This window comes from Vibrio sp. 10N.222.49.A3, assembly GCF_041475145.1.
Lineage (GTDB): Bacteria > Pseudomonadota > Gammaproteobacteria > Enterobacterales > Vibrionaceae > Vibrio > Vibrio tasmaniensis_A.
On the sequence record NZ_JBFRVM010000022.1, the window covers coordinates 51,839 to 74,597 of the forward strand.

Here is a 22,759-nt window from a genome sequence, read left to right on the forward strand (position 1 = left end):
TTTAAAGCAATTCTGAGACTACATCAGCTAACTGATGAAAGGTTTCAAGACGTGACGAGCTTGGTCGCCATACAAGGCCTATATCGCGATAAGCTTGTTGACCGGGAGGGTCAATCACCACTAAATTCTGATTTTGCAACAAACCATGATCGATCGCCATTTGTGGAATAAAGGTGGTTCCTAAACCATTTGCCACCATTTGTACCAACGTATGTAGGCTTGTGGCGGTGAACGGGTTTATCTTCTCTTTGTCGGTTAGCTTACAAGCTGATACCGCGTGCTCGGTTAAGCAGTGCTCGTTCTCCAACAAGAATACAGATTCGTCTGGCAGGTCATCATATTTAATCGGAACACGAATACCATCGGCTTGATTGCGGCTGATTACCATTCTAAAAGGGTCTTGCCCAACAACTTTGCTCTCCATGTTGTCGATATCGACAGGCAAAGCCAGAATCAGTACATCCAACTCACCATGACGCAACGCAGCCAATAGGTTAGTGGTCGTGTCTTCCCGTAACAACAAGTTCAACTGTGGAAAACGTTGGTTCGCTTCTTGTACCAAATCGCACAATAGGAATGGAGCAATAGTTGGAATACACCCTACTCGCAACTGCCCTTGCATCGCGTCTCCATTACATAGATTTCCGAGCTCAACCAAGTCTTGCCCTTTCGCCAATAACTCTCGACCATGCTTAACCACCAGCTCACCCGCTTGAGTGAAAACCAATGGGCTCTTTTTATCTTTCTTCTCATAGAGAGGACAACCAATGAGTTCTTCCAGGTTTTGAATGCCTTTACTTAGTGTCGATTGACTCACGAAGCAGCGATCCGCAGCGTCGCTAAAGTGGCGAGTTTCGTGAAGAGTAACAAGATAGTGAAGTTGCTTAAGACTTGGCCATTTATTCATAAAATTACTTTGTAATATGAGTAGGATAACTTAAGTGAAGGTCATTTGACCTAAGGAACGGACAAAGAATAAGCTTATCGCTTTTTTCGATTAACTTAATCTATTTAATTCGCTTTTTTCTATAGTACCGATTGTACTATAGTTTGTCCCGTAGAAACGGAGCCCAAACAAAGATGTGTTGGGCCAACTAATTTTTTAGGAGATTCCAAATGGTACTAGTAGGTCGTCAAGCCCCTGACTTTACTGCAGCAGCTGTTCTAGGTAACGGTGAGATCGTTGATAACTTCAACTTCGCAGAATTCACTAAAGGTAAGAAAGCGGTAGTTTTCTTCTACCCACTAGACTTCACTTTCGTTTGTCCTTCAGAGCTAATCGCTTTCGACAACCGTCTAGAAGATTTCCAAGCTAAAGGCGTTGAAGTAATCGGTGTTTCTATCGATTCTCAATTCTCTCACAACGCATGGCGTAACACTGCTATCGCTGATGGCGGTATCGGTCAAGTTAAATACCCTCTAATTGCTGACGTTAAGCACGAAATCTGCAAAGCATACGATGTTGAGCACCCAGAAGCAGGCGTTGCTTTCCGTGGTTCTTTCCTAATCGACGCAGACGGCCTTGTACGTCACCAAGTAGTTAACGATCTTCCACTAGGTCGTAACATCGACGAAATGCTACGCATGGTAGACGCACTAAACTTCCACGAGAAGAACGGTGAAGTATGTCCTGCACAATGGGAAGAAGGTAAATCAGGTATGGACGCATCTCCACAAGGTGTTGCTGCATTCCTATCTGAGCACGCTGACGACCTAAGCAAGTAATTACCTCTTAAGCCCGAACTCAACGCGGGTTAATGGTTGGAAGACTCTCTATAAAGAGAAATAAAGCATAAGCTAATAGCGCAAAGCGCACCGCCAATCAGTTAAGAAGTAAAGTCCTATTAAAAGCCCGAAGTTAACGCTTCGGGCTTTTTTCATCTCTCTCCGACGACAATTCTCTACCTAAACCGTCTCTGCAACATTTAATAGAGGCAGTTACAAGAACAAACTTTACCCCTATTTTCCTCTGCTACCACCTATTCATATCCGTATCTAGGTTGTTATGATTTCGTCCGTATCTTTTTGAACGGATAAATACGATGAACACCGAAATTGAAGTCTGTATCGATAACTTAGAATCTCTATATAACGCACTATCTGGTGGCGCGAATCGAATTGAGCTTTGCTCTTCATTAGCACTTGGCGGGTTAACTCCAAGCTTCGGAATGATGAAGCAAGCGGCAAAAATTTCGTCCGTACCAGTTTATGCCATGATACGACCGAGACAAGGTGACTTCATATTCGATTATGACGATATACTCTGTATGCTGGAAGATATTGAAGCTTGTGCGAGAGCAGGGTTGAATGGCGTCGTTCTGGGTGTACTAACACCTGATGGTGAGATTGATATGTCTGCAATGCAAATTCTCTCAAGCAAGGCTCACCAACTCAAACTAGCAATCACCTTCCACCGTGCAATCGACCAACTTCAGGATTATAAAGTACCGTTAGAGCAGATTATTGAGCTTGGATGTGAAAGAATCCTGACGTCAGGGCTTGCTATTAATGCAGAGCAAGGCATCAATGTGCTCGCAGATATGGTCAAACAAGCCGATGGCAGAATCGATATAATGGCTGGTGCAGGCGTCAACGCAACGAATGCCAAAATGATTCAAAGCTCCACCCAAGTACCTGCACTTCACCTTTCAGGAAAATCAACAAGACCCAGCCTAATGGAAAGCAATTCAAGCGCTCAAATGGGCAGTAATGATGTTGATGATTATCAGATACCAGTAACTGATGCGAATAAGATATCCAATGTGAGAGCTGCCCTCACCGCTTAGGGTAATCGTCACTAACACAAATCCAGAGAACCACGCTGACGAATCTAGCGGACTGGCGTATATTAGAGTTAATAGCACAGAAAATTTTCATGGACAGATATGGCTAAAGACTTATTCAGCTCTCTTGATTTAAACCTGTTACGAACATTTCTTATTGTTTATCAAGAAAAAAACACCAGAAAGGCTGCGGAACGTTTATTCGTTTCTCAGCCAGCGGTTAGCCAAGCCCTACAAAAGCTAAGACACCACTTCAACGATGACCTTTTCGTAAAGGTTCATGGAGGCTTACAACCTACGGCATTTTCAGAGCAGCTCACTAATCAAATCAAGCCGTTCATGGACGGTCTATCTATCGCGGTTAATACATCAAACACTTTTGATCCGAAAGAGATCGATTACACGTTGAAAATAGCCCTATCTCCAGTGGTGCTTTCTTGTCTGTCTGGCTCACTTTTTAAAGATATAAAAGCGCAAGCACCAAACGCTAAACTAAAGCTTGTTCCATGGTCAAACTCGTCTGTCTCAGATATACAAAAAGATGAGGTTTTGATGGGAGTAAGCTATTTAGGGGAAAAGACAAGTAAAGAAGTCTATACAAGGCAGCTCATTGAATTAACAGGACGTATATTTGTTAGGAAAGATCACCCTTTAAAGCAAGACACCGTGACTCCAAATGACATGGCAGGGTACGAAATCGCATCTTTAGTAACACCAGGTTGGAATGACAATTTTAACTTAGCGTCTCAGATTCTAACCGACCTTTCCATCGAGCATCGTATCGGTTTTCGCAGCGAATTGGTCATGGCTATAATCGATGTCATTCAACATACTGATATGTACATGCCCCATTCCAACCTTTTCCCAGTAGAAAACTATCCGACATTACGCGGGATAGATGTCTCAGTCGACGGAAAAACGCTGAAAACTCCGGTCTATAGTTATATACACATTAAAAATCGAAACTCACCTTTAACAAATTGGCTTTCAAAACTCATAGAGCAAGTTTTATCAGAACAAGTACAAAAGTAAGTTCGATTAAAAGTTATATATTGTATTTTACTCTTCCGGACGCCAACTCAGTGCGCTAGCAATAGTACCGATAACTAATGTGTCTTTTTCAGCGTCATTAAGTTCAGGTAACATCTGTAGCGTTATCATTCCATTTGTCTGTGCAGCCGCTATTTCTTTAAAAGCGTGTTTAAAGCTATACCCTAGTGGTTTTTCTACCGACATTAAAAGGTCTTTACTTGAATGGACAGTTTCTACGTCATATTTATTCGCCCCAACTCGGATGTAGCCAGCTTCTTTCTTTTCTAAGCTAACACTGATCATCCCAGATTGAGGCTCTAAAACGAACTCTCCTATATTCTCATTGCTTTGAGATACAGAACAGCGGTAAGGTTTATTGCCACCAAAATCAACACCCATGTAGTTAACTGAAGTGCCACCGCCAGAACAGACTAAGTTCCACACTTGGCCATTATCGACTCTAGTGATTTCAGCAGCCAGCTCACCCTCTTTGAATGAAACAGTCTCAAACCATGTTGAACCTGATGAATCTCGGCTATATTTACCTTGGTACATACCTGCAATATCAAACGTCCCTTCTTGTCCTAACCCCCAAAAATCACCATCAGTTTTAACCATGAGTTCTGGCTGCTGATTAACCGCATCTGATTTGTCCATGATGGCAACGCTGCCGCACGCAGTTAACACGAAAAGAGGAGTCACAACGAAAAGAAACTTCTTCATACTGATATCTACCTAAAAATAAATGTAAGGGAAAAATTCAGTAGAAGAATAAATTAAAGATAAGTAAGAATATAGCGAGCATCAATGAGCTATATCGATACTATCGTTATTTTTCTCATGTGCCTTAAACAAATACATTACAGAGCATCAGCTTATGTTTAGACACTTCTATCAAGCTCGTTTTGTAAGGCTACGTAAGCCCCAAAGATCACGTGTAATGATCACCCCTGCTGATAAGCAGGCATTATCACAGAGATAACCAATGCGAATTAGCCTGCTCTTTCAAAGCCCATATAATGATCACCGTTAGCCAGTGATTTCACTGGATTCACGCATGGATCGACCTAATGCTAAGGAGGGCGCAAAATTACTTCGGTGGTACCATGAAATTTAAAACACTTCTTTTAGCTTCAGCTTTATTCTCAACCTCTGCACTTTCAAATGGTCTTCACTTATCTCCTGAACTAAAGATTGGTTCTTATCATGGCTTTGGAATGCAAGCAGGTATTACTGATGTGGCGAATCTAGGTGCGGTTTATCTGAGCTATTCTCACCTTTGGTATGACAGCGACCGATACGATGAAAATGTCGATGCGTACCGCGTTGGTATTCAAAATATGTTTGGAAGAAACCAGAACCACGGCTTTCAGGCGGAGATTGGCGTAGCGAGTTATGACGGGGCAAAAACGCGTAACGGCGAAATTGAAGAGAAGACAGCACATGGATTAAGTCTTGGTGGAGCCTATGTTTACCAAGCAACACCAGTGCTTGGGCTACGAGCTGGTGTTGATATGAATATTTTTGATCACAATAAGACCTTCGTGCCTTACGACACAACAATCAACCTTAACCTTGGTGCAATTATTCGATTCTAAAGTTAATACCTACTTCAGTGCGTCATCTAGGCTTTGATCACCAAGGTGGCGTACATCTTTACCCTTCACAAAGTAAATAATGTATTCACAGATATTTTGGCAACGATCTCCCACTCGCTCAATCGCACGAGCTGACCACATCACTTGCAGGATATTGGGGATGTTCTTAGGATCCTCCATCATGTACGTCATCAACTGACGAATCACAGCTTCATATTCCGCATCCAGCTTATCATCAAGTTTATGTACTTCTGCCGCCGCGTCTACATCCATACGAGCAAACGCATCTAATACTTGATGCAGCATAGTAATAGCCTGACGACACAATGGCTCTAACGAGACGTGAAACTTTTGCTCTTTCGTTGAAGGGATCTCAATCGCACCCTGTGCGATTTTAGAAGCCACATCGCCAATACGTTCTAGATCAGTAATGGTTTTGATGATCGCCATAATCAAACGCAGATCTTTGGCAGTCGGCTGACGCTTCGCGATAATACGAGTACATGCTTCATCGATTGAAACTTCCATCGCATTCACTTTATGGTCATCACGAATCACTTTTTTGGCCAATTCAACATCATCTTTATGAAGCGCTTGCATCGCAAATGACAACTGCTGCTCTACCAACCCACCCATAGTTAATACGTGTGTACGGATAGATTCTAATTCGACATTAAACTGTCCTGAGATGTGGCGACCAAAATGCATGTCAGCTCCTTAAAAGAAATGAATAAAGCCGTTTATTTTAGAGTGACTTAGCTCTAGATGGCGCGAACTTAAACGTTAGCCGTACCTACCTGTAATGTAGTCTTCCGTTTGATTTTTCAATGGCGAAGTAAATATAGAATCAGTATCTGAGTACTCGATCAACTTACCCATATGGATAAAAGCGGTGTGGTCACTCACGCGAGCTGCCTGCTGCATGTTATGAGTAACAATAACAACGGTGTATTGGGTTTTAAGTTCGTTGATCAACTCTTCAATCGTCAATGTCGAAATCGGATCGAGTGCCGATGTTGGCTCATCCAATAACAGCACTTCAGGTTCGATGGCAACCGCACGAGCGATGACTAAACGCTGCTGTTGACCACCCGATAACCCAAAGGCGTTCTCATGCAAACGATCTTTGACTTCATCCCACAACGCCGCGGCGCGCAGAGAGCGCTCAACTGCATCATCAAGATCTCGGCTGTTGCTCACGCCTTGCAGCCTCAATCCATAAACCACATTCTCATAGATAGATTTAGGAAAAGGGTTCGGACGTTGAAACACCATGCCGACTCGGCGTCGTAAGGTCGCGACATCCACCTTAGGGTGATAGACGTTCTTGCCATGAAGCTTCACTTTTCCGGAAACCTTACAACCTTCAACAAGATCGTTCATGCGATTAATGCAGCGCAGTAGAGTCGACTTACCACACCCTGATGGGCCAATAAACGCGGTCACCTGTCCCTTTGGGATTTGCATTGAAATATCATCAAGTGCTTGGCTCTCTTTATAATAAAGATTCAGCCCTTCAATCGAGATAGCAATTTGCTCATCCTTCAAATTGTGAACATCAAGTGGTGCTTGGTAACCCAAGGTTTCATTAATCGAGAACATCTAATCTTGTCCTAAGGTTCGGTATTTTTCACGCAAGTTATTACGGATATTGATGGCCGTTAAATTCAATCCAACAATCACAGTAACCAGTAAAAATGAAGTCGCATACACTAAAGGTCGTGCCGCTTCGATATTAGAGGTTTGAAACCCAACATCATAGATATGAAAACCTAAATGCATGAACTTTCTGTCTAAATGCAGGTATGGGAACTGACCATCCACAGGCAAGCTTGATGCGAGTTTCACCACACCCACCAGCATTAATGGGGCAACCTCCCCCGCAGCTCTCGCGATTGCCAAAATCAAACCCGTGATAATCGCAGGGCTTGCCATCGGTAAAACAATGCGCCAAAGCGTCTCGAATTGAGTAGCACCAAGCGCTAATGAACCGTGCCTCACGGAGCTAGGGATGCGCGTTAAGCCCTCTTCCGTTGTTACAATAACAACGGGTAATGTTAATACCGCTAAGGTCAGTGCGGACCATAATAGGCCCGGCGTACCAAATGTCGGAGCGGGTAATCGTTCTGCGTAAAACAAAGAATCGATTGAGCCACCTATGGTATACACAAAGAATCCTAAGCCGAATACACCATACACAATCGACGGTACACCAGCTAAGTTAATTACGGCAATACGAATCAAACGTGTTAATGCGTTGTTTTTTGCATATTCATGAAGATATATCGCAGCAACCACACCAAGAGGCATCACTACAATCGACATAAGAATAACCAACAGTACCGTGCCAAAAATCGCAGGAAACACACCGCCTTCAGAGTTTGAGTCTCGTGGGTTCTCCGACAAGAACTTCCAAACTTGTTTTCCCCAATGTCCAACCTTTTCAAGATAAGACATATTATTCGGGTACCAATAATCCAAAATATGACTGAGCGAAATTTCAACCTGCTCTCCTGTCATATCTTCTACCAACAAGCTTTCGACATTGAGCTGTGTTCTAAGATGCTCAAGCTTTACTTCGGCTTCAGCCAACTGGCGATTTAATTCCAGTTTAGTTTGAGTATAGGTTTTAAGGTATTCATCGCTCACTGACTCATTGAGTTCAAGCTTACGTTTTTCTAAGCGCAAATTTTCCAATTGCCAGCTGATATTGCGGATTTCTTGGTTCACTACACGCGACGTTTCTTTACGTAACGTATCAGCGAACGCCAAGCCTTGCTCGAGCTTTTGGTCTATGTTCGAATCAAAGGTGCCAGAAGCGGTTATAAAACCCACTGGTTTACCAAAGAAATAACCACCTCGACTTCGCTCAATCACAGCCCAGTCAGGTGGGGTGGTTGGTTCACGTAAGTTCACATCCAAAATGGAAACAAAGTCCGCTGGATAAATCTCCCTGTTGGCAACTTTGATACTTAAGCGCTGAATTAGCCCAGTCGACAGGTTTTGAGTCGACAAGAGGTCGTGTACTTGTGGGACTTGCTCTATCGGGATGTATTTTCGTTCATATAACTGGCCAATCAATACATCTTGCTTTACTACCGTTTCGTCGAGGCCGACAACTAACGATGCATCTTTAGAATCCACTTGCCATTGGTACAAAGGAGCAGGCCAAAAATAAGTCAAGCCCTTCCAGCCAATCAACAGCATTAGGCCAAGAACCGAAAGCATACTGATGCTCACCGCCCCACCCGTTAGCCATATCCACGGAGAGCCTGATTTAATCCAAGACAATAATGACTTCAGTTTATTCATTATGAACGACCTTGCTCTGACGTGCTGAACCCAAGGAAGAGCCAAGTTCGTGAGATACACTAGTCAAACAGCTAACAGCCATTGAGACACATTGAGGTAGAGCTTTAAAACTAAAGCGCACGATATTTATCTCTCAGTCTTTGTCTAACCCACTCTGCGACAGAGTTCACCGCGAATGTAAAAATAAACAGTAAGAGTGCCGCTAAGAACAACAAGCGGAAATGAGAACCGCCCACCTCAGATTCTGGTAATTCAACAGCAATCGTTGCCGATAATGTCCTCATCCCTTCCAAAATATTCCAGTCAAGAATTGGGGTGTTACCTGTCGCCATCAAGACAATCATAGTCTCGCCAACCGCTCGTCCTAGCCCCATCATGATTGCAGAAAAGATACCAGGGCTAGCCGTCAATAACACCACATAAATAAGGGTCTGCCACGCCGTCGCTCCCAAAGCCAGTGAGCCATCGGATAAATGTTTTGGCACAGAGAAAATAGCGTCTTCTGCAATCGTGAAAATTGTCGGGATCACAGCGAAGCCCATAGCGAAGCCAACCACCAACGCATTACGTTGGTCAAAGTCGATGCCATAGTTAGCTAAGAAAGTACGAATATCACCACCAAACAACAAGGCTTCCATACCATTTTCACCAGCAAAGACTGCCATCACAGTAATCACCAATACCGGGATCAATATCAGAGCATGCCAACCATTAGTAAAACGGCTCGTCACCATTTTTGGCAAACAGAACCAAACAAGCCCAGTCAGTAGCGTGCTCAGTGGTAATAGCACCATTAACGAGAAGACGGCCGTTAAATGCGTTTCAACAATGGGAGCAAACCAAAGCCCAGCCAAGAATCCGATGATAACGGTCGGAAGAGCTTCCATCAGTTCTATCGACGGCTTCACGACTCTTCGCATTCGTGGAGACATGAAGTATGCGGTGTAAATGGCTCCGAGCACAGCAACCGGCACGGCAAACATCATCGCAAACAAAGCGGCTTTGATAGTACCGAATGTGATAGGGACTAAACTGAATTTTTCTTCAAAGTCATCGTTCGCCGACGTTGATTGCCAAACGTATTGTGGCTCAGGATAGCTTTCGTACCAGACTTTTTGCCAAAGCGATGAGAATGATATTTGCGGATATTCGTTATCAACTTTAGCCACGCTGATGGTGCCATCAATCAGCGTCGCCAAATGCAGTTCGTTAGCAGACATAGCCGCTAATTGTGGTGACTTATCAAATGCGCGCTCAAACAGCGACAGCTTTTCACTGGTCGTATAGTGGCTTTGTAATGTGCCATTCTGATAGAAACTATAAAAACCCTTTCTATAAGTATCTGGCAGAATAAACTGAACCTCTTCGGCGAGTTGGAAGTCGCGAATATGGGTCAGGCTACGCTTTTCATCTTTGAGTACATCGAACCACTGAGAAACCTGTCCGTCCTCATGCGTAGCCAACAGTGAATAAGCTCCAGACAGTAAATCGATACTTTTCACCGAATGCTTCGCATCATTCAAGCTAAGATCAACCACTTCACGAACATTGAAGCCGCTATCTGATAGCTTCAAAACCACTAAATCCGATTGAGCTCGGAGATATAAGGTTTGGCCATCAGGTGTGACTAACAACTGTTGCTGCAAGCCCAACTTATCCGATAGCCACTGGCTCTTCTGAAAAACATACTGACCCGTAACGTCATTTTGGTACCACTTTACTAAGACTCGTTGGTCACTTAGCTGAGCGGCAACCGTGATACCACGCCCATTCTTAGAGAACGCGAATTTTTCGATTGTCGTCCCATTTGACGATTCATCATTTAAAAATGGTTCAGGGAGATCGATTTGCTCAATTTTAGGATCGGCTTCACTGCCCTTTTGCAGCACAGGCGCACTATACTCAGGGTAGAAAAAAGTAAGGTTGCTTGCGCTATCAGCAAAGGCAAACCAGTTTTCAGATGGGGTATTTCGAGAAAAAGCGATGGGGTTAGCTAAAACATTACGCTCAAAGTAAGAATGTGTATTTTGAGACTCTAAATCCCAAAACTGAACCAAACCGGATTTTTCGATAGTAAACGCATGCTGACCGTATTCATCCACGGATAAGGCGATAGGCTTTTCTATGGCTACGGTCTTCACGGCTTGGTCTGTCTCTAAACCAGTATCAGAAAATACCGGTAAAATGACCATCGCCAAGTAAACAAAGATCAGCACCAGAGCAGCTAGAACACTGACCGCGCCACATGTCACCGAAAAACGGACGAGACGATCTTTCAACCATCTTTTTTTGTCGCGCTCTTTCAATGAAAATTGGGCTGAAGCCATCTGTTTATCTACCTTTTTTTAGCTACTGACATAATATGTACGTTAGATGACAATTATATTACAAGTTACGTTAAACAACTGAAACTAATAACAAGTTTGTTGACCATATTTCTTAAAGTAAGATCATAGATTTTGTGAATTTTGTCATTCTAAATTAAAGTAATTAGCTCTATAGCCAGCACTCAAGGATTATCATCTCGATGGAAAAAGACTATGCCACAAAAGAACTTAGCTGGTTATCCTTCAACGAAAGAGTACTCCAAGAAGCGGCCGACAAGTCAGTTCCCTTAATCGAAAGAGTTCGTTTTTTAGGTATTTACTCGAAAAACCTCGATGAGTTTTACAAAGTCCGATTTGCTGATGTGAAACGAAAGATCTTACTTCAAGATCCTCAATTACCTGCCAACTCGCAGAAAACCCTGCTAACTCAAATGCAGAGCCAAGCAAGTAAGCTCGATGCTCAATTCCATGAATTGTATAGTGAATTACTATTGGAACTGGCGCGCAATCGTATTTTTCTGATCAACGAACAGCAAATCAGCGAAGAGCAAAGTGAGTGGATCAAAAAGTATTTTAAGAAAAAAGTGCTTCCACATTTAACTCCGTTTCTCTTGAACGAAGATAGCCAGTTACTCAATATTATCAAAGATGAACAAAGCTACTTGGCGATCGACATTGAGCAAGAGACATCTTCTCAATATGTCTTACTCGAAATCCCATCTGAAGCTCTCCCTCGATTTGTTAAGTTACCAGACACTTCGGGTTCACAGCGTACGACTTTGATCTTATTAGATAATATAGTTCGATTTTGTTTAGATGACTTGCTTAAAGGATTCTTTGAGTATGACTCCGTGCGTTGCTTTGCTATAAAAATGACTCGTGATGCCGATTATGACCTTCAAGAGAGCAATGAAAATACTCTACTAGAATCTATGTCGTTGGGTTTAGAACAGCGTTTGACGGCACTACCGATACGCCTTATCTATGAGTCAGAAATGCCCGCTGAAATGCTCAATTTCTTACAAGTCAGACTTAAACTATCTGACTATGACAGTGTCATTGCGGGTGGTCGCTACCATAACTTCAAACACTTCTCTGAGTTCCCACGCCTTAATCGACGTGATTTAGTTAATCGTCCACTACCCGCGATTAAGTGCGCGCATTTCAGTCATTACCCAAACTATTTCGAAGCGATCAAAGCTCGTGACATCTTGTTGCATTACCCTTATCACACCTTTAATCACATTACTGAACTCGTGAGGCAGGCTTCCTTTGACCCGAAGGTAACTTCCATAAAAATAAACGTTTACCGTGTTGCAGAAGGTTCAAAGCTCCTTAGCTCGATCATCGATGCGGCGCACAATGGTAAGAAAGTAACTGTCGTCGTTGAGCTTCAAGCTCGCTTTGATGAACAAGCCAATATTCAGTGGACAAAGAAACTTCAAGAAGCCGGTATCAAAGTCATCCATGGTATCCCAAGTTTGAAAATTCACTCTAAGCTGCTGCTCATTAAACGGAAAGAAGGAAAGCATACGGCGCATTACGCTCATATTGGCACCGGTAACTTTCATGAAGTAACAGCGCGCGTGTATACCGATTTCTCTCTGCTCACTGCGAATGAAGATTTGACCCAAGAGGTGAGACAAGTCTTTAAGTATATTGAAAACCCTTATCAAAAATCACAGTTCAAACAACTGATTGTGTCACCAAAGAATACAAGAAAACGTCTGTATCAATTGATAGATAATGAAATACAAAACGCGATGGAGAATAAGCCTGCAAGCATCACTCTAAAACTCAACAATTTGGTCGACCGAGAGATCATTGAGAAGCTCTATCAGGCCAGCCAAGCCAATGTAAAAGTGAGAATGGTCATTCGTGGAATGTGCTCTCTTGTCCCTGGCATACCCAACATCAGTGACCATATTGAGATTGTCAGTGTGGTCGATCGTTTTCTCGAACACCCAAGAGTGATGATCTTTGGTAACGCTGGTAATCCAAAAGTCTATATCTCCTCTGCCGACTGGATGACACGAAACTTCGATCATAGGATCGAAGTTGCAGCCCCAATTTTAGATCCAAAGATCAAGCAAACCATTATCGATATCACCGAGTTTCATTTCGATGACAGCAACAAAGCCCGAGTGCTAGAGCAATCGATGAGCAACCCTTACATACAAGCTCCAACAAACCCACTCGATTACCCGACGTCACAACTCTCCACTTACCACTATATTAAACGTATGGAGAAACTTGCTCGCAAGAAGTACAAACAAGAGAAGAAATCATGCCGCTAATTGATAACAAACATTCTCGATGTATTGCCGCTATCGACTTGGGTTCGAACAGCTTTCATATGGTGGTTGCCCGAGTATTCGAACAACACCTGCAATTAGTCAGCAGACACAAACAGAAAGTGAGATTAGGTGATGGATTGGATGAACGTAACTTCCTATCCGAAAGCGCTATCGAGCGGGGCCTAGAATGCCTCAAGGTGTTCGCAGAGCGACTAGCTGATTTTGAACTTGATGATGTCAGAGTTGTTGCGACTCATACCCTAAGAAAAGCCAAAAACGCTCAAGACTTCTTAGAGCAAGCCAAACCACTGTTTCCTTTTCCAATAGAGATCATTTCCGGTCAAGAAGAAGCTCGAATAATCTATAACGGTGTAGAACACACTCAAACCGCTTCTGAATCTAAATTGGTTATTGATATCGGTGGAGGGAGTACGGAGCTCGTCTCTGGGCAAGGCTTTACTCCCCTAATTATGCGCAGTTTACCTATGGGATGCGTCAGCTTCACTCAACGTTTCTTTGCTGACGGAGAGCTAACCTCACAACACTTCTCAGATGCCTATACCGCAGCTACTCGCCTATTGATACCATTGATTGAAGAATACACAAAGGCCCCTTGGGAAATCGCCTTTGGCTCATCAGGGACGGCTAAATCAATAAAAGAGGTACTCATTGGCTTAGGGTTTACCGATGGTCTCATTACGCCACAACGTCTGTCCTATTTGAAAAATCACTTATGTGAGTTTTCATCATCCAAAACCTTAGACCTTTCAGATTTAAGTGATGAGAGAAAGCCGGTGTTTGCTGCTGGCGTCATCATTCTTTCAGCAGCTATGGATACGCTAGGAACAAAGGAGTTACATTTTTCTGATGGCGCCCTGAGAGAAGGCGTTCTTTATGACATGGAGGATAGATTTAAAGATATTGATGTTCGAACAAGAACCGCCGAAACGCTCGTCTCTCGATACCATGTTGACGTAGCTCATGGCCAGAAAGTCAAAGAACTCGCCCTTGCATTACTGAAACAAGTGCAGCCTCAAGTAACGACTATGGTCACTAATGAACTGTATGATCTAGTTGGTTGGGCTGCACTACTTCATGAGGTAGGACAAAGCATCGCATTCCAAGGCTATCACCGCCATTCGTCTTATCTGCTTAAGCACACGACAATGCCCGGTTTCAATACTGAGCAACAACGTCTTATCTCGACATTGGTTCGCCACCAAAGAAAAGCGATTAAGCGGCAAGACTTGCCGGAACTGTCTCTATTTTCTCCACAACAAATAACGCTACTAATTCGCATATTAAGACTCGCTATCTTACTCAATCGTCAGAGAAATCAAGCACTAGTCCCAGACACGACTCTAACGATTGAACAAGAGGATAACTGGGGATTGAAAGGATCTAACAGCGATTGGTTGGCCCAAAACCAACTGCTTGAATATGAACTCAAAGAAGAACAACAACGTTGGCAAAATGCTGGATGGTCGTTAAAGATAGAATAACGACCAGTCAAAATAAAAACAGCCTGCGACTTAGCAAGCTGTTCATACGTTTGTTTTCTAAGTTTGTGTTAGCCTCAATCAGAGCCCGACTTTTGCCAACTCTTGCTCTGCGAACTCAGGCGGTATCGCTAAATAGCCATCTTTCTCTACCAGTTCTTGCCCTTGCTTCGAGAATACAAAAGTGAGGAACTCTCTCTCTACAGGAGAAAGCGGTTTATCTGGGTGTTTATTCACATATACATAGAGAAAGCGCGATAGAGGGTAATCTCCGCTTAAAATATTCGCTCGAGTAGGCTCTACGTAATCAGAACCATGCTCAGCAATAGGAATTAACTTAACACCAGCCACTCGATAACCAATACCTGAGTACCCTATCCCGCTGATTGATGAAGCGACCGACTGTACAACCGACGCAGATCCTGGCTGTTCATTGACTCGGTTCTTGAAGTCGCCACTACATAATGCGTTTTGTTTAAAGTAGCCGTAGGTTCCCGAAACGGAATTACGACCGAACAGTTGGAATCTATGTTTTGCCCACGGCTGGTTGATACCTAAATCTTGCCAATTGTTTAGCGGCTTAGTCGCGCCACAGCGCAATGTCTCTGAAAATATGCTGTCAATTTCGCGAAAATTAAGCCCTTCGATAGGATTATCACGATGCACAAAAAGACCAATCGCATCGATAGCAACTCGAAGCGCCGTCGGCTTATAGCCATGCTCCCTTTCGAACGCTTCCACTTCTCGTAGGCGCATTGGACGACTCATCGGCCCAAGGTGAGCAGTACCTTCCGTTAATGCAGGAGGTGCAGTGGATGAACCAGAAGCCTGAACTTGAGCATTCACGTTCGGGTAGTAAGACTTAAACTCTTCAACCCATAACGTAGTCATTCCCGCTAAGGTATCGGAACCGACAGACAACAAGCTGCCAGAAATACCCGGAACCTTAGAATAATCAGGAAGAGAATCGACACCTTGTTCGGCATGAACAGGGGTAACCAAAGCTAATGCTAATAATGAACTGATGGGGAAACGCATCCTGCGTATTAAAGAACTCATGACACTGTCAATCGGCTAGGAAGCGTGAAATGGAATCGGCTACCAACACCCACTTCACTTTGAATTTCTAAATGTGAATCATGGTGACTCAACGCATGTTTCACAATCGCTAATCCTAGGCCACTGCCCCCAGTATCACGTGAGCGTGCTTTATCAACACGATAGAAACGCTCGGTAAGTCGATGCAAGTGTTGTGGTTCGATACCGTCTCCAGTGTCTGACACATCCAAACACGCGCCTTGACTGGTTTGATACCAACGAACCTTTACGGTTGCACCAGGCGGCGTGTATTTCACTGCATTGTAAACTAGATTCGATATCGCACTTCTTAACTGATCTTCATCAGCTAATACGCGTAAGCTCTTATCAATATCAAATTCCAGCTTGTGCTCTCGCTCTCCACTGAGACTAGCGGCTTCTTTTTCAAGAACTTCCAACATCGCCGGAACGTTAACCACTTCATCCAATTCATGCATTGGCGCCGCTTCTATCTTAGAAAGAGTAAGAAGCTGATTGACCAAACTGTTCATACGATTTAACTGCTCAGTCATAACACCATGAGCCTTAGGCCACATAGGTCCAACGACCATGTCTGGATCTTCCGTCATTTCAAGATAGCCCTGAAGTACGGTCATTGGAGTGCGTAGCTCGTGAGAAACGTTAGCGAAAAAGTTACGACGCATGCCTTCTAGCTGTTTTAGCTGAGTAACATCACGTACTACCATGAGGTGTTCGCCCTCGGTATACGGTACGATACGCAGCTCAAGCATGCGCTCCACATTAAGTGGCGAAGGCATCTCTAACGGCTCTGAGAAATCTTGTTTATTAAGGTACTTGATGAAGTCCGGCGTGCGGATCAAGTTAGAGATGGGTTGGCCTGAATCGTCTGGCCAGCGAAAACCTAGTAAATACTGAGCAAGCTTGTTGCACCAAACAATATTGCCTTCACCGCGAAACACCACAACGGCATCGGGAAGGGATTCAGCACCGTTTCTGAAACGGCGGATAAGGTTGGTCAATTCTTTGCGCTTACGACGCTGTCTCTGCTGCATACGATAGATACCATTAAACAGAGACTCCCAGTTTCCAGAACCTGAAGGGGGTGTTAACCGCTTTTCATCCCACAACCAAGCAGACAAACGCATTTGATAGTGTAGATGCCATGCTAACTGTAATACTGTTGCAGCCAGCAATAACCAAGGTAAATAACCGAATATCCATCCGACTATAATCCAAGGTGCGTAAAAAAAAGCCAGCTCCCAAGCTAGCTTCTTCCAGGTTAACTTCTCAACCATTCAGGACTCCATAAACTGGGCAGTGAAGCCACATTAAGCCTTTGTAGAAAAACGGTAGCCTGCGCCGCGAACCGTTTGAATTAATTTGTCATGACCAGCAGATTCAAGTGCTTTGCGTAAACGTCGAATATGAACATCAACCGTACGATCTTCAACGTAAACGTTGGTACCCCAAACGTTATTGAGCAGTTGCTCTCGGCTGTATACTCGCTCTTGGTGAGTCATAAAGAAATGCAGCATTTTGAACTCGGTTGGCCCCATATCAACTGGGCCTTCGCTTGCTGTCACGCGGTGAGATACAGGGTCTAGCTTAAGACCTTGTACATCAATCACATCTTCTAGTGCAGTAGGCGTTACACGGCGGATAACCGCTTTCAGGCGAGCAACGAGCTCTTTTGGTGAAAATGGCTTGGTGATGTAATCATCAGCGCCCACTTCTAAACCACGCACCTTATCTTCTTCTTCGCCACGAGCCGTCAGCATCACCACTGGGATGTTGCGAGTTAACTCTTCACGCTTCATGTGCTTGATAAAGTTTATCCCGCTACCACCAGGTAGCATCCAATCTAGTAATACTAGATCTGGGAAAGGTTCACATAGCTTGTTTACCGCTGTATCGTAATCTTCAGCCTCTACTGCTTGGTAGCCTTTTTGTTCAAGTACAAAACACAGCATCTCACGAATAGGTGCTTCATCTTCAACGACCAGAATCCTTCTCGACATAATTGAATAGCCTTAGTATTTAATCAACGCATTGCATTATCTGGTTTAATTATGACACTTTTGTGACCTTTGAAAACAAATTTTCATATAACTGTCTCAAACATTTCACTTTTAATTTTTATTGCAGGTATAAGACAAATGGATCGAAATCTCCTATGATGAGCGTCTTCAGATAAAGGTATGAGAAATATTTATGTGGTTTAAGAATTGCCTCGTCTATCGCTTTAATCGTGATATAGACTTCAACGCAGATCAGCTAGAGAAACAACTTGAAGAGTTCCGTTTTACCCCTTGTGGTAGCCAAGACAAACAGAAGTTTGGTTGGGTAAATGCGATGGGTAGACACGGCGATATGATGACGCACGTATCAGAAAACCGCATTCTCATCTGTGCGAAGAAAGAAGAGAAAATGCTTCCAGCTTCTGTGATCAAAGATTCATTGAATGCAAAAGTAGAAACGCTTGAAGCGGAGTCTGGTACTCCTCTGAAAAAGAAAGAGAAAGACAGCCTAAAAGAAGACATCATCATCGATCTTCTTCCTCGCGCTTTCAGCCGCAGTAACTTCACTTACGCACTGATCATGCCTAAAGAAGGCTTTATTGTTGTTGATGCTAGCAGCTACAAAAAAGCAGAAGACGTACTAGCATTACTACGTAAAACAATGGGTAGCTTGCCAGTAGTGCCAGCTATTCCAGAGCAAGCAATTGAAACAACGTTAACTGAGTGGGTTAAGTCAGGTGATACGCCTAAAGGTATCACTATGCTTGATGAAGCTGAGCTTAAATCAATCCAAGAAGACGGCGGTATTGTTCGAGTTAAGAAACAAGAACTAGAAGCTGATGAGATTAAGAACCACATTGAAGCCAACAAAGTTGTGACTAAGCTTCTGATCAACTGGCAAGATCGCATTGAGTTCATTCTTGCTGAAGATGGCAGCATCAAGCGTCTAAAATTCAGTGATGAACTAAAAGATGAGAACGACGATATTCCTCGTGAAGATCAAGCTGCACGTTTTGATGCAGACTTCTCTCTACTTTGTGGTGAGTTCAGTGTTTTCCTACCAAACCTATTTGAATCATTAGGCGGGTTAACTCAACCTAACGCTTAATTGTTCAGAGTTGAAGCTCAGGTGTCGACGATATCTGAGCTTATTTTCTTTCCTACTCTCGCTTATCAATACCTATCAACTCGCTTCTTAATACCATTGTTATCTTTAGGGCTATCAACCAAACTCATTTTAGCGTAAAATTTGCGCCCCTTTGATATCACTTGGTGGTATCAACCTGACTTGAGATCAGATTAGAGAACGAAGCAATGACGACACAGAAACCATTTGTACCTGAACTATTATCACCGGCAGGAAGCCTTAAAAACATGCGTTACGCATTCGCCTATGGCGCAGATGCAGTATACGCAGGCCAGCCACGTTACAGCCTTCGTGTTCGTAACAACGAGTTCAATCACGAAAACCTACAAATCGGTATCGATGAAGCTCATGCTCAAGGCAAAAAGTTATATGTTGTATGTAACATTCAGCCACACAACTCTAAATTAAAAACATTTATTCGCGACCTTAAGCCAGTTGTTGAGATGGGCCCAGACGCACTTATCATGTCAGACCCAGGTCTTATCATGATGGTACGTGAAGCATTCCCTGAAATGCCAATACACCTTTCAGTTCAAGCAAATGCAGTAAACTGGGCGACCGTTAAGTTCTGGTCAACTCAAGGCGTTGAGCGTGTGATCCTATCTCGTGAGCTATCTCTTGAAGAAATCGAAGAGATTCGCGAGCACTGCCCAGAAACAGAGCTAGAAATCTTTGTTCACGGTGCTCTATGCATGGCTTACTCTGGTCGTTGCCTACTTTCTGGCTACATGAACAAACGCGATCCAAACCAAGGTACTTGTACTAACGCTTGTCGTTGGGAATACAAGACCGAAGCTGCGAAAGAAGACGAAAATGGTCAGATCGTTGAAGCAAACCCAACAGGTGTTGCTATTCAAGAAGTAGAAACTCAAGGTATTGAAGTTCAAGACGAACGCCCAGACAACACTCTAGGCCTTGGCAAGCCAACAGACGAAGTCGTGTTGCTTTCTGAGTCACACAAGCCAGAAGAGAAAATGGCAGCGTTTGAAGATGAGCATGGTACTTACATCATGAACTCAAAAGATCTTCGCGCAATCCAACACGTTGAGCGTTTAACTAAGATGGGCGTTCACTCTCTGAAAATCGAAGGTCGTACTAAGTCTTTCTACTACTGTGCACGTACAGCACAGGTTTATCGTAAAGCTATCGACGATGCTGTTGCAGGTAAGCCATTTGATGAGAGTCTAATGGGTACGCTAGAGAGCCTAGCTCACCGAGGCTACACTGAAGGCTTCCTACGTCGTCACACTCACGATTCATACCAAAACTACGAATACGGTTATTCTATCTCTGATACTCAACAGTTTGTTGGTGAATTCACAGGTAAACGCCGTGGCGACCTAGCTGAAGTAGAAGTGAAAAACAAATTCCTAGTTGGTGACAGCCTAGAAATGATGACACCGAAAGGTAACATTGTTTTCAAACTAGAAGTTATGGAAAACCGTAAATCTGAAGCGGTAGACGACGCAAAAGGTAACGGTCACTTCGTATTTATTCCTGTACCTGCTGATCTTGATCTAGAATTTGGTTTGTTAATGCGTAACTTGAGCGCAGGACAAGATACACGTAACGCTTCAGGTAAATAACGGTTACTTTGGAAAGATAAATGGCTCTACTAATAACTGACAAGTGCATAAACTGCGATATGTGTGACCCAGAATGCCCAAATGGCGCAATCACTATGGGTGACAGTATCTTCGAAATCGATCCTGATTTATGTACTGAGTGTAAAGGTCACTATGAGAAGCCAACATGTCAGTCAGTGTGTCCCATTACAAAATGCATAATCACTGACCCAAACCATATTGAAACTGACGACGAATTATTAGATAAGTTTGTCATTATTCAAGGCTTGACCTAAAAGATAAAAGGTTCAACTTAATCATCAAGTTGAACCTTTTTTTTAACCCGATTTTTCAATGGGATATATGTTGCAGAACATCTCTTTCTCAAATTGATATTCGAGTCGTTCACGCCAGTTTATTGATTGAGCTATCGGAACAAGATAGAAGTTTTCTCTACTGGTATCAGTCACAAATGCCATTCCATACTGCATTAATTCATAGTGAACATCATTTACGAAGCTAGGGTCTAAACGTTGTCTGCCAGTTAGCTGATTGATATCAGCTCTTGAAATAGAAATACCCGAGCTTTCAGCATTGAACCTATGTCTAAACCATTCGGAAAATTCCTTTGCACAAATCATAGTCATAGTCTTATCCTTGAATTATCTATCGACGGGCATCAGACTCTGATTTCGCATACTGCGTATAAGCCGCATCTTTCACCCCAAAAAACACTCAATCCCTGACCAAACCTTGTCAAATTCGTCATCGTCGCCCTTGCTGATATCGTTATTGGTTTTATTGATATCAAACGATGTTCTTAATCTCGTGTTTATAAACTCTAGACAAAAGTGTGATATTTCTCCAGTTTTAGAGTCGAGAAAACCAGTGGGGTTACCACTGTAATTAACCTCGATAGATGCGATTACTTATTGGATATCAAGGCCAAACACTGACTCGGCATCACTTTAACTTTCTTTTTTTTCTTACTTTTAGCTACTTTTTTAGGTGGAGGAACTGGAATGGTCTGCGGAGCCCAACTGGCAAGTTCATCTCCACAGCCATCACCTTTAGGAGGGCTTGCTTGAGCTATACAGTTTGAGCTGTCATCAGGACACTTTAAACGAACGTGGAAGTGGGAATGATGCCCCCACCAAGGCCTGATTTTTCCTAACCAAGCTCTCTCATTGGCATCGGAGCTTTCTTGGTCACAAAGAGTTTGTTTAATAACAGGATGGACGAAGATACGTACCACTTTTTGATCTTTGGCTGCATAGCGAATAACTTGAAAATGGTCATCGGTCCAATTTGATTTACGCAGTTTGTAATTAGTAAGGTCGACAACGCTTATTGGCTTAGGAACAGCGAGTTCATTTTCGGAAAGTCTCTCATCAGTGAGCCTTAACCATATATCAATATCCAAGCCAGTCTGGTGGCTTGAATGACCAGATGAGAAACGTCCCCCTCTAGGTAGCGAAATATCGCCAACTAATAAGTTAGTGTTGAGTTGTTCGCTTGTAATGACACCTAACCTTTCAATAAACTGAATAGCCTCGGCATGGCCATAATAGCGCTCTCTCTGAGGGCGGATCACCTGATAACCTTGCCCATTAATTGGCAAAGCTTGCGCCCCGTCAAGACAACCATTAGCGTAACTACCTATGGATGAGGTTGAATTTCTTGTTGGGCTTTTCTCTTTTTCCCACGAGGTTGCTGATACAACAAACGAACAAAAGATAAGAGCCAATGTACAAAATAACCTCATAACAATTCCAAATAAACGATCACTGTTTTTATACTAGTCGTCATTAGGGAATTGGTGTATGTCGAGAGTGATATTTTTGGGATAGCTTGAGAGTTATCTACTGACTTTAGATATTTAAGTGAAAAAGCTTCACTATCCCTAGCGAGTCTTCTCAATCTGTGGCGATATTATCGTAGTCGAAGACAAAAACTCACAGCCCTGAAACGACGAAAGCCTAGTCATAAGACTAGGCTTTCTAATAAATGGCGGAACGGCTGGGGTTGCAGGCACCGGGACTCGTTGGTCGCAGACCAAAACACTAGATACGAAAAAGCCCTAACATTTCTGTTAGGGCTTTGTCTAATAAGTGGCGGAGTG

20 protein-coding genes are annotated in these 22,759 nt (G+C 43.2%); 9 read left to right on the forward strand and 11 right to left on the reverse strand.

Annotated elements, in window-relative coordinates:
- Position 1: 1 nt before the first annotated feature.
- On the reverse strand, positions 2-907 hold the full coding sequence (locus AB4589_RS03900) for a hydrogen peroxide-inducible genes activator (protein ID WP_009848276.1): 906 nt from the start codon (positions 905-907) through the stop codon (positions 2-4).
- 209 nt (positions 908-1,116) lie between these two features.
- On the opposite strand from AB4589_RS03900, the gene AB4589_RS03905 reads away from it, so the two are divergent.
- The 3 genes from AB4589_RS03905 (at position 1,117) to AB4589_RS03915 (ending at position 3,815) form a co-directional block, all read left to right on the forward strand.
- Positions 1,117-1,725, forward strand: coding sequence for a peroxiredoxin C (locus AB4589_RS03905; protein ID WP_009848275.1), 609 nt, complete (start codon positions 1,117-1,119; stop codon positions 1,723-1,725).
- A gap of 317 nt (positions 1,726-2,042) precedes the next feature.
- On the forward strand, positions 2,043-2,786 hold the full coding sequence (locus AB4589_RS03910) for a copper homeostasis protein CutC (protein ID WP_372099423.1): 744 nt from the start codon (positions 2,043-2,045) through the stop codon (positions 2,784-2,786).
- 99 nt (positions 2,787-2,885) lie between these two features.
- A complete protein-coding gene (locus tag AB4589_RS03915; RefSeq protein WP_372099425.1) occupies positions 2,886-3,815 on the forward strand; it encodes a LysR family transcriptional regulator in 930 nt (309 codons plus the stop codon).
- Between the two features lie 27 nt (positions 3,816-3,842).
- Here AB4589_RS03915 and AB4589_RS03920 read toward each other — a convergent pair whose 3' ends face one another.
- Positions 3,843-4,538 (reverse strand): hypothetical protein, encoded by a 696-nt coding sequence (locus AB4589_RS03920; protein WP_371710198.1) that lies wholly within the window; start codon positions 4,536-4,538, stop codon positions 3,843-3,845.
- 383 nt (positions 4,539-4,921) lie between these two features.
- On the opposite strand from AB4589_RS03920, the gene AB4589_RS03925 reads away from it, so the two are divergent.
- A complete protein-coding gene (locus tag AB4589_RS03925; protein ID WP_029225503.1) occupies positions 4,922-5,413 on the forward strand; it encodes a hypothetical protein in 492 nt (163 codons plus the stop codon).
- A gap of 9 nt (positions 5,414-5,422) precedes the next feature.
- Here AB4589_RS03925 and phoU read toward each other — a convergent pair whose 3' ends face one another.
- From phoU to AB4589_RS03945, 4 genes are all read right to left on the reverse strand, one after another.
- Positions 5,423-6,121, reverse strand: a complete 699-nt coding sequence (gene phoU / locus AB4589_RS03930) for a phosphate signaling complex protein PhoU (protein WP_009848270.1) — start codon at positions 6,119-6,121, stop codon at positions 5,423-5,425.
- A 75-nt stretch (positions 6,122-6,196) separates the two neighbouring features.
- Positions 6,197-7,015 (reverse strand): phosphate ABC transporter ATP-binding protein PstB, encoded by an 819-nt coding sequence (gene pstB, locus AB4589_RS03935; protein WP_004735071.1) that lies wholly within the window; start codon positions 7,013-7,015, stop codon positions 6,197-6,199.
- Positions 7,016-8,725, reverse strand: coding sequence for a phosphate ABC transporter permease PstA (gene pstA / locus AB4589_RS03940; protein ID WP_017098087.1), 1,710 nt, complete (start codon positions 8,723-8,725; stop codon positions 7,016-7,018). It abuts the gene before it with no gap.
- 110 nt (positions 8,726-8,835) lie between these two features.
- Positions 8,836-11,052, reverse strand: coding sequence for an ABC transporter permease subunit (locus AB4589_RS03945; RefSeq protein ID WP_371710197.1), 2,217 nt, complete (start codon positions 11,050-11,052; stop codon positions 8,836-8,838).
- A gap of 200 nt (positions 11,053-11,252) precedes the next feature.
- On the opposite strand from AB4589_RS03945, the gene ppk1 reads away from it, so the two are divergent.
- Positions 11,253-13,349 (forward strand): polyphosphate kinase 1, encoded by a 2,097-nt coding sequence (gene ppk1 / locus AB4589_RS03950; RefSeq protein WP_372099428.1) that lies wholly within the window; start codon positions 11,253-11,255, stop codon positions 13,347-13,349.
- Positions 13,340-14,851: an exopolyphosphatase gene (ppx, locus tag AB4589_RS03955; protein ID WP_372099430.1), complete on the forward strand. Its 1,512-nt coding sequence runs from the start codon at positions 13,340-13,342 to the stop codon at positions 14,849-14,851. The genes ppk1 and ppx overlap by 10 nt, the downstream gene beginning before the upstream one ends.
- Before the next feature lie 78 nt (positions 14,852-14,929).
- Here ppx and AB4589_RS03960 read toward each other — a convergent pair whose 3' ends face one another.
- From AB4589_RS03960 to phoB, 3 genes are read right to left on the reverse strand one after another with little or no spacing between them, the layout of a single operon-like run.
- On the reverse strand, positions 14,930-15,907 hold the full coding sequence (locus AB4589_RS03960) for a PstS family phosphate ABC transporter substrate-binding protein (protein ID WP_371710194.1): 978 nt from the start codon (positions 15,905-15,907) through the stop codon (positions 14,930-14,932).
- Positions 15,904-17,202 (reverse strand): phosphate regulon sensor histidine kinase PhoR, encoded by a 1,299-nt coding sequence (phoR, locus tag AB4589_RS03965; RefSeq protein ID WP_017106503.1) that lies wholly within the window; start codon positions 17,200-17,202, stop codon positions 15,904-15,906. Before phoR ends, AB4589_RS03960 begins: the two co-directional genes overlap by 4 nt.
- A 33-nt stretch (positions 17,203-17,235) precedes the next feature.
- Complete coding sequence (gene phoB, locus AB4589_RS03970; RefSeq protein WP_004735064.1) at positions 17,236-17,925, reverse strand: phosphate regulon transcriptional regulator PhoB; 690 nt, start codon at positions 17,923-17,925, stop codon at positions 17,236-17,238.
- Positions 17,926-18,118: 193 nt separating this feature from the next.
- Here phoB and rdgC point away from each other — a divergent pair, with 193 nt between their 5' ends.
- The 3 genes from rdgC to AB4589_RS03985 all read left to right on the forward strand — a co-directional run bounded on the left by rdgC (position 18,119) and on the right by AB4589_RS03985 (position 20,933).
- Positions 18,119-19,033 (forward strand): recombination-associated protein RdgC, encoded by a 915-nt coding sequence (gene rdgC, locus AB4589_RS03975; protein WP_009848262.1) that lies wholly within the window; start codon positions 18,119-18,121, stop codon positions 19,031-19,033.
- 206 nt (positions 19,034-19,239) lie between these two features.
- Positions 19,240-20,658: a tRNA 5-hydroxyuridine modification protein YegQ gene (yegQ, locus tag AB4589_RS03980; protein WP_065678437.1), complete on the forward strand. Its 1,419-nt coding sequence runs from the start codon at positions 19,240-19,242 to the stop codon at positions 20,656-20,658.
- 20 nt (positions 20,659-20,678) lie between these two features.
- A complete protein-coding gene (locus AB4589_RS03985; protein ID WP_135383029.1) occupies positions 20,679-20,933 on the forward strand; it encodes a YfhL family 4Fe-4S dicluster ferredoxin in 255 nt (84 codons plus the stop codon).
- Between the two features lie 42 nt (positions 20,934-20,975).
- On the opposite strand, the gene AB4589_RS03990 is transcribed toward AB4589_RS03985, so the two are convergent.
- Entirely contained in the window at positions 20,976-21,284 is a 309-nt protein-coding gene (locus AB4589_RS03990) for a hypothetical protein (RefSeq protein ID WP_372099433.1), read from the reverse strand.
- 278 nt (positions 21,285-21,562) lie between these two features.
- Positions 21,563-22,402, reverse strand: a complete 840-nt coding sequence (gene mepA, locus AB4589_RS03995) for a penicillin-insensitive murein endopeptidase (protein WP_371710192.1) — start codon at positions 22,400-22,402, stop codon at positions 21,563-21,565.
- Positions 22,403-22,759: the final 357 nt, after the last annotated feature.

Excerpts from the sequence above, each read along its gene's own strand:
- AB4589_RS03900 (WP_009848276.1), bottom strand. The coding sequence starts at position 907 with ATGAATAAATGGCCAAGTCTTAAGCAACTTCACTATCTTGTTACTCTT.
- AB4589_RS03905 (WP_009848275.1), top strand. The coding sequence starts at position 1,117 with ATGGTACTAGTAGGTCGTCAAGCCCCTGACTTTACTGCAGCAGCTGTT.
- AB4589_RS03910 (WP_372099423.1), top strand. The coding sequence starts at position 2,043 with ATGAACACCGAAATTGAAGTCTGTATCGATAACTTAGAATCTCTATAT.
- AB4589_RS03915 (WP_372099425.1), top strand. The coding sequence starts at position 2,886 with ATGGCTAAAGACTTATTCAGCTCTCTTGATTTAAACCTGTTACGAACA.
- AB4589_RS03920 (WP_371710198.1), bottom strand. The coding sequence starts at position 4,538 with ATGAAGAAGTTTCTTTTCGTTGTGACTCCTCTTTTCGTGTTAACTGCG.
- AB4589_RS03925 (WP_029225503.1), top strand. The coding sequence starts at position 4,922 with ATGAAATTTAAAACACTTCTTTTAGCTTCAGCTTTATTCTCAACCTCT.
- phoU (WP_009848270.1), bottom strand. The coding sequence starts at position 6,121 with ATGCATTTTGGTCGCCACATCTCAGGACAGTTTAATGTCGAATTAGAA.
- pstB (WP_004735071.1), bottom strand. The coding sequence starts at position 7,015 with ATGTTCTCGATTAATGAAACCTTGGGTTACCAAGCACCACTTGATGTT.
- pstA (WP_017098087.1), bottom strand. The coding sequence starts at position 8,725 with ATGAATAAACTGAAGTCATTATTGTCTTGGATTAAATCAGGCTCTCCG.
- AB4589_RS03945 (WP_371710197.1), bottom strand. The coding sequence starts at position 11,052 with ATGGCTTCAGCCCAATTTTCATTGAAAGAGCGCGACAAAAAAAGATGG.
- ppk1 (WP_372099428.1), top strand. The coding sequence starts at position 11,253 with ATGGAAAAAGACTATGCCACAAAAGAACTTAGCTGGTTATCCTTCAAC.
- ppx (WP_372099430.1), top strand. The coding sequence starts at position 13,340 with ATGCCGCTAATTGATAACAAACATTCTCGATGTATTGCCGCTATCGAC.
- AB4589_RS03960 (WP_371710194.1), bottom strand. The coding sequence starts at position 15,907 with ATGAGTTCTTTAATACGCAGGATGCGTTTCCCCATCAGTTCATTATTA.
- phoR (WP_017106503.1), bottom strand. The coding sequence starts at position 17,202 with ATGGTTGAGAAGTTAACCTGGAAGAAGCTAGCTTGGGAGCTGGCTTTT.
- phoB (WP_004735064.1), bottom strand. The coding sequence starts at position 17,925 with ATGTCGAGAAGGATTCTGGTCGTTGAAGATGAAGCACCTATTCGTGAG.
- rdgC (WP_009848262.1), top strand. The coding sequence starts at position 18,119 with ATGTGGTTTAAGAATTGCCTCGTCTATCGCTTTAATCGTGATATAGAC.
- yegQ (WP_065678437.1), top strand. The coding sequence starts at position 19,240 with ATGACGACACAGAAACCATTTGTACCTGAACTATTATCACCGGCAGGA.
- AB4589_RS03985 (WP_135383029.1), top strand. The coding sequence starts at position 20,679 with ATGGCTCTACTAATAACTGACAAGTGCATAAACTGCGATATGTGTGAC.
- AB4589_RS03990 (WP_372099433.1), bottom strand. The coding sequence starts at position 21,284 with ATGACTATGATTTGTGCAAAGGAATTTTCCGAATGGTTTAGACATAGG.
- mepA (WP_371710192.1), bottom strand. The coding sequence starts at position 22,402 with ATGAGGTTATTTTGTACATTGGCTCTTATCTTTTGTTCGTTTGTTGTA.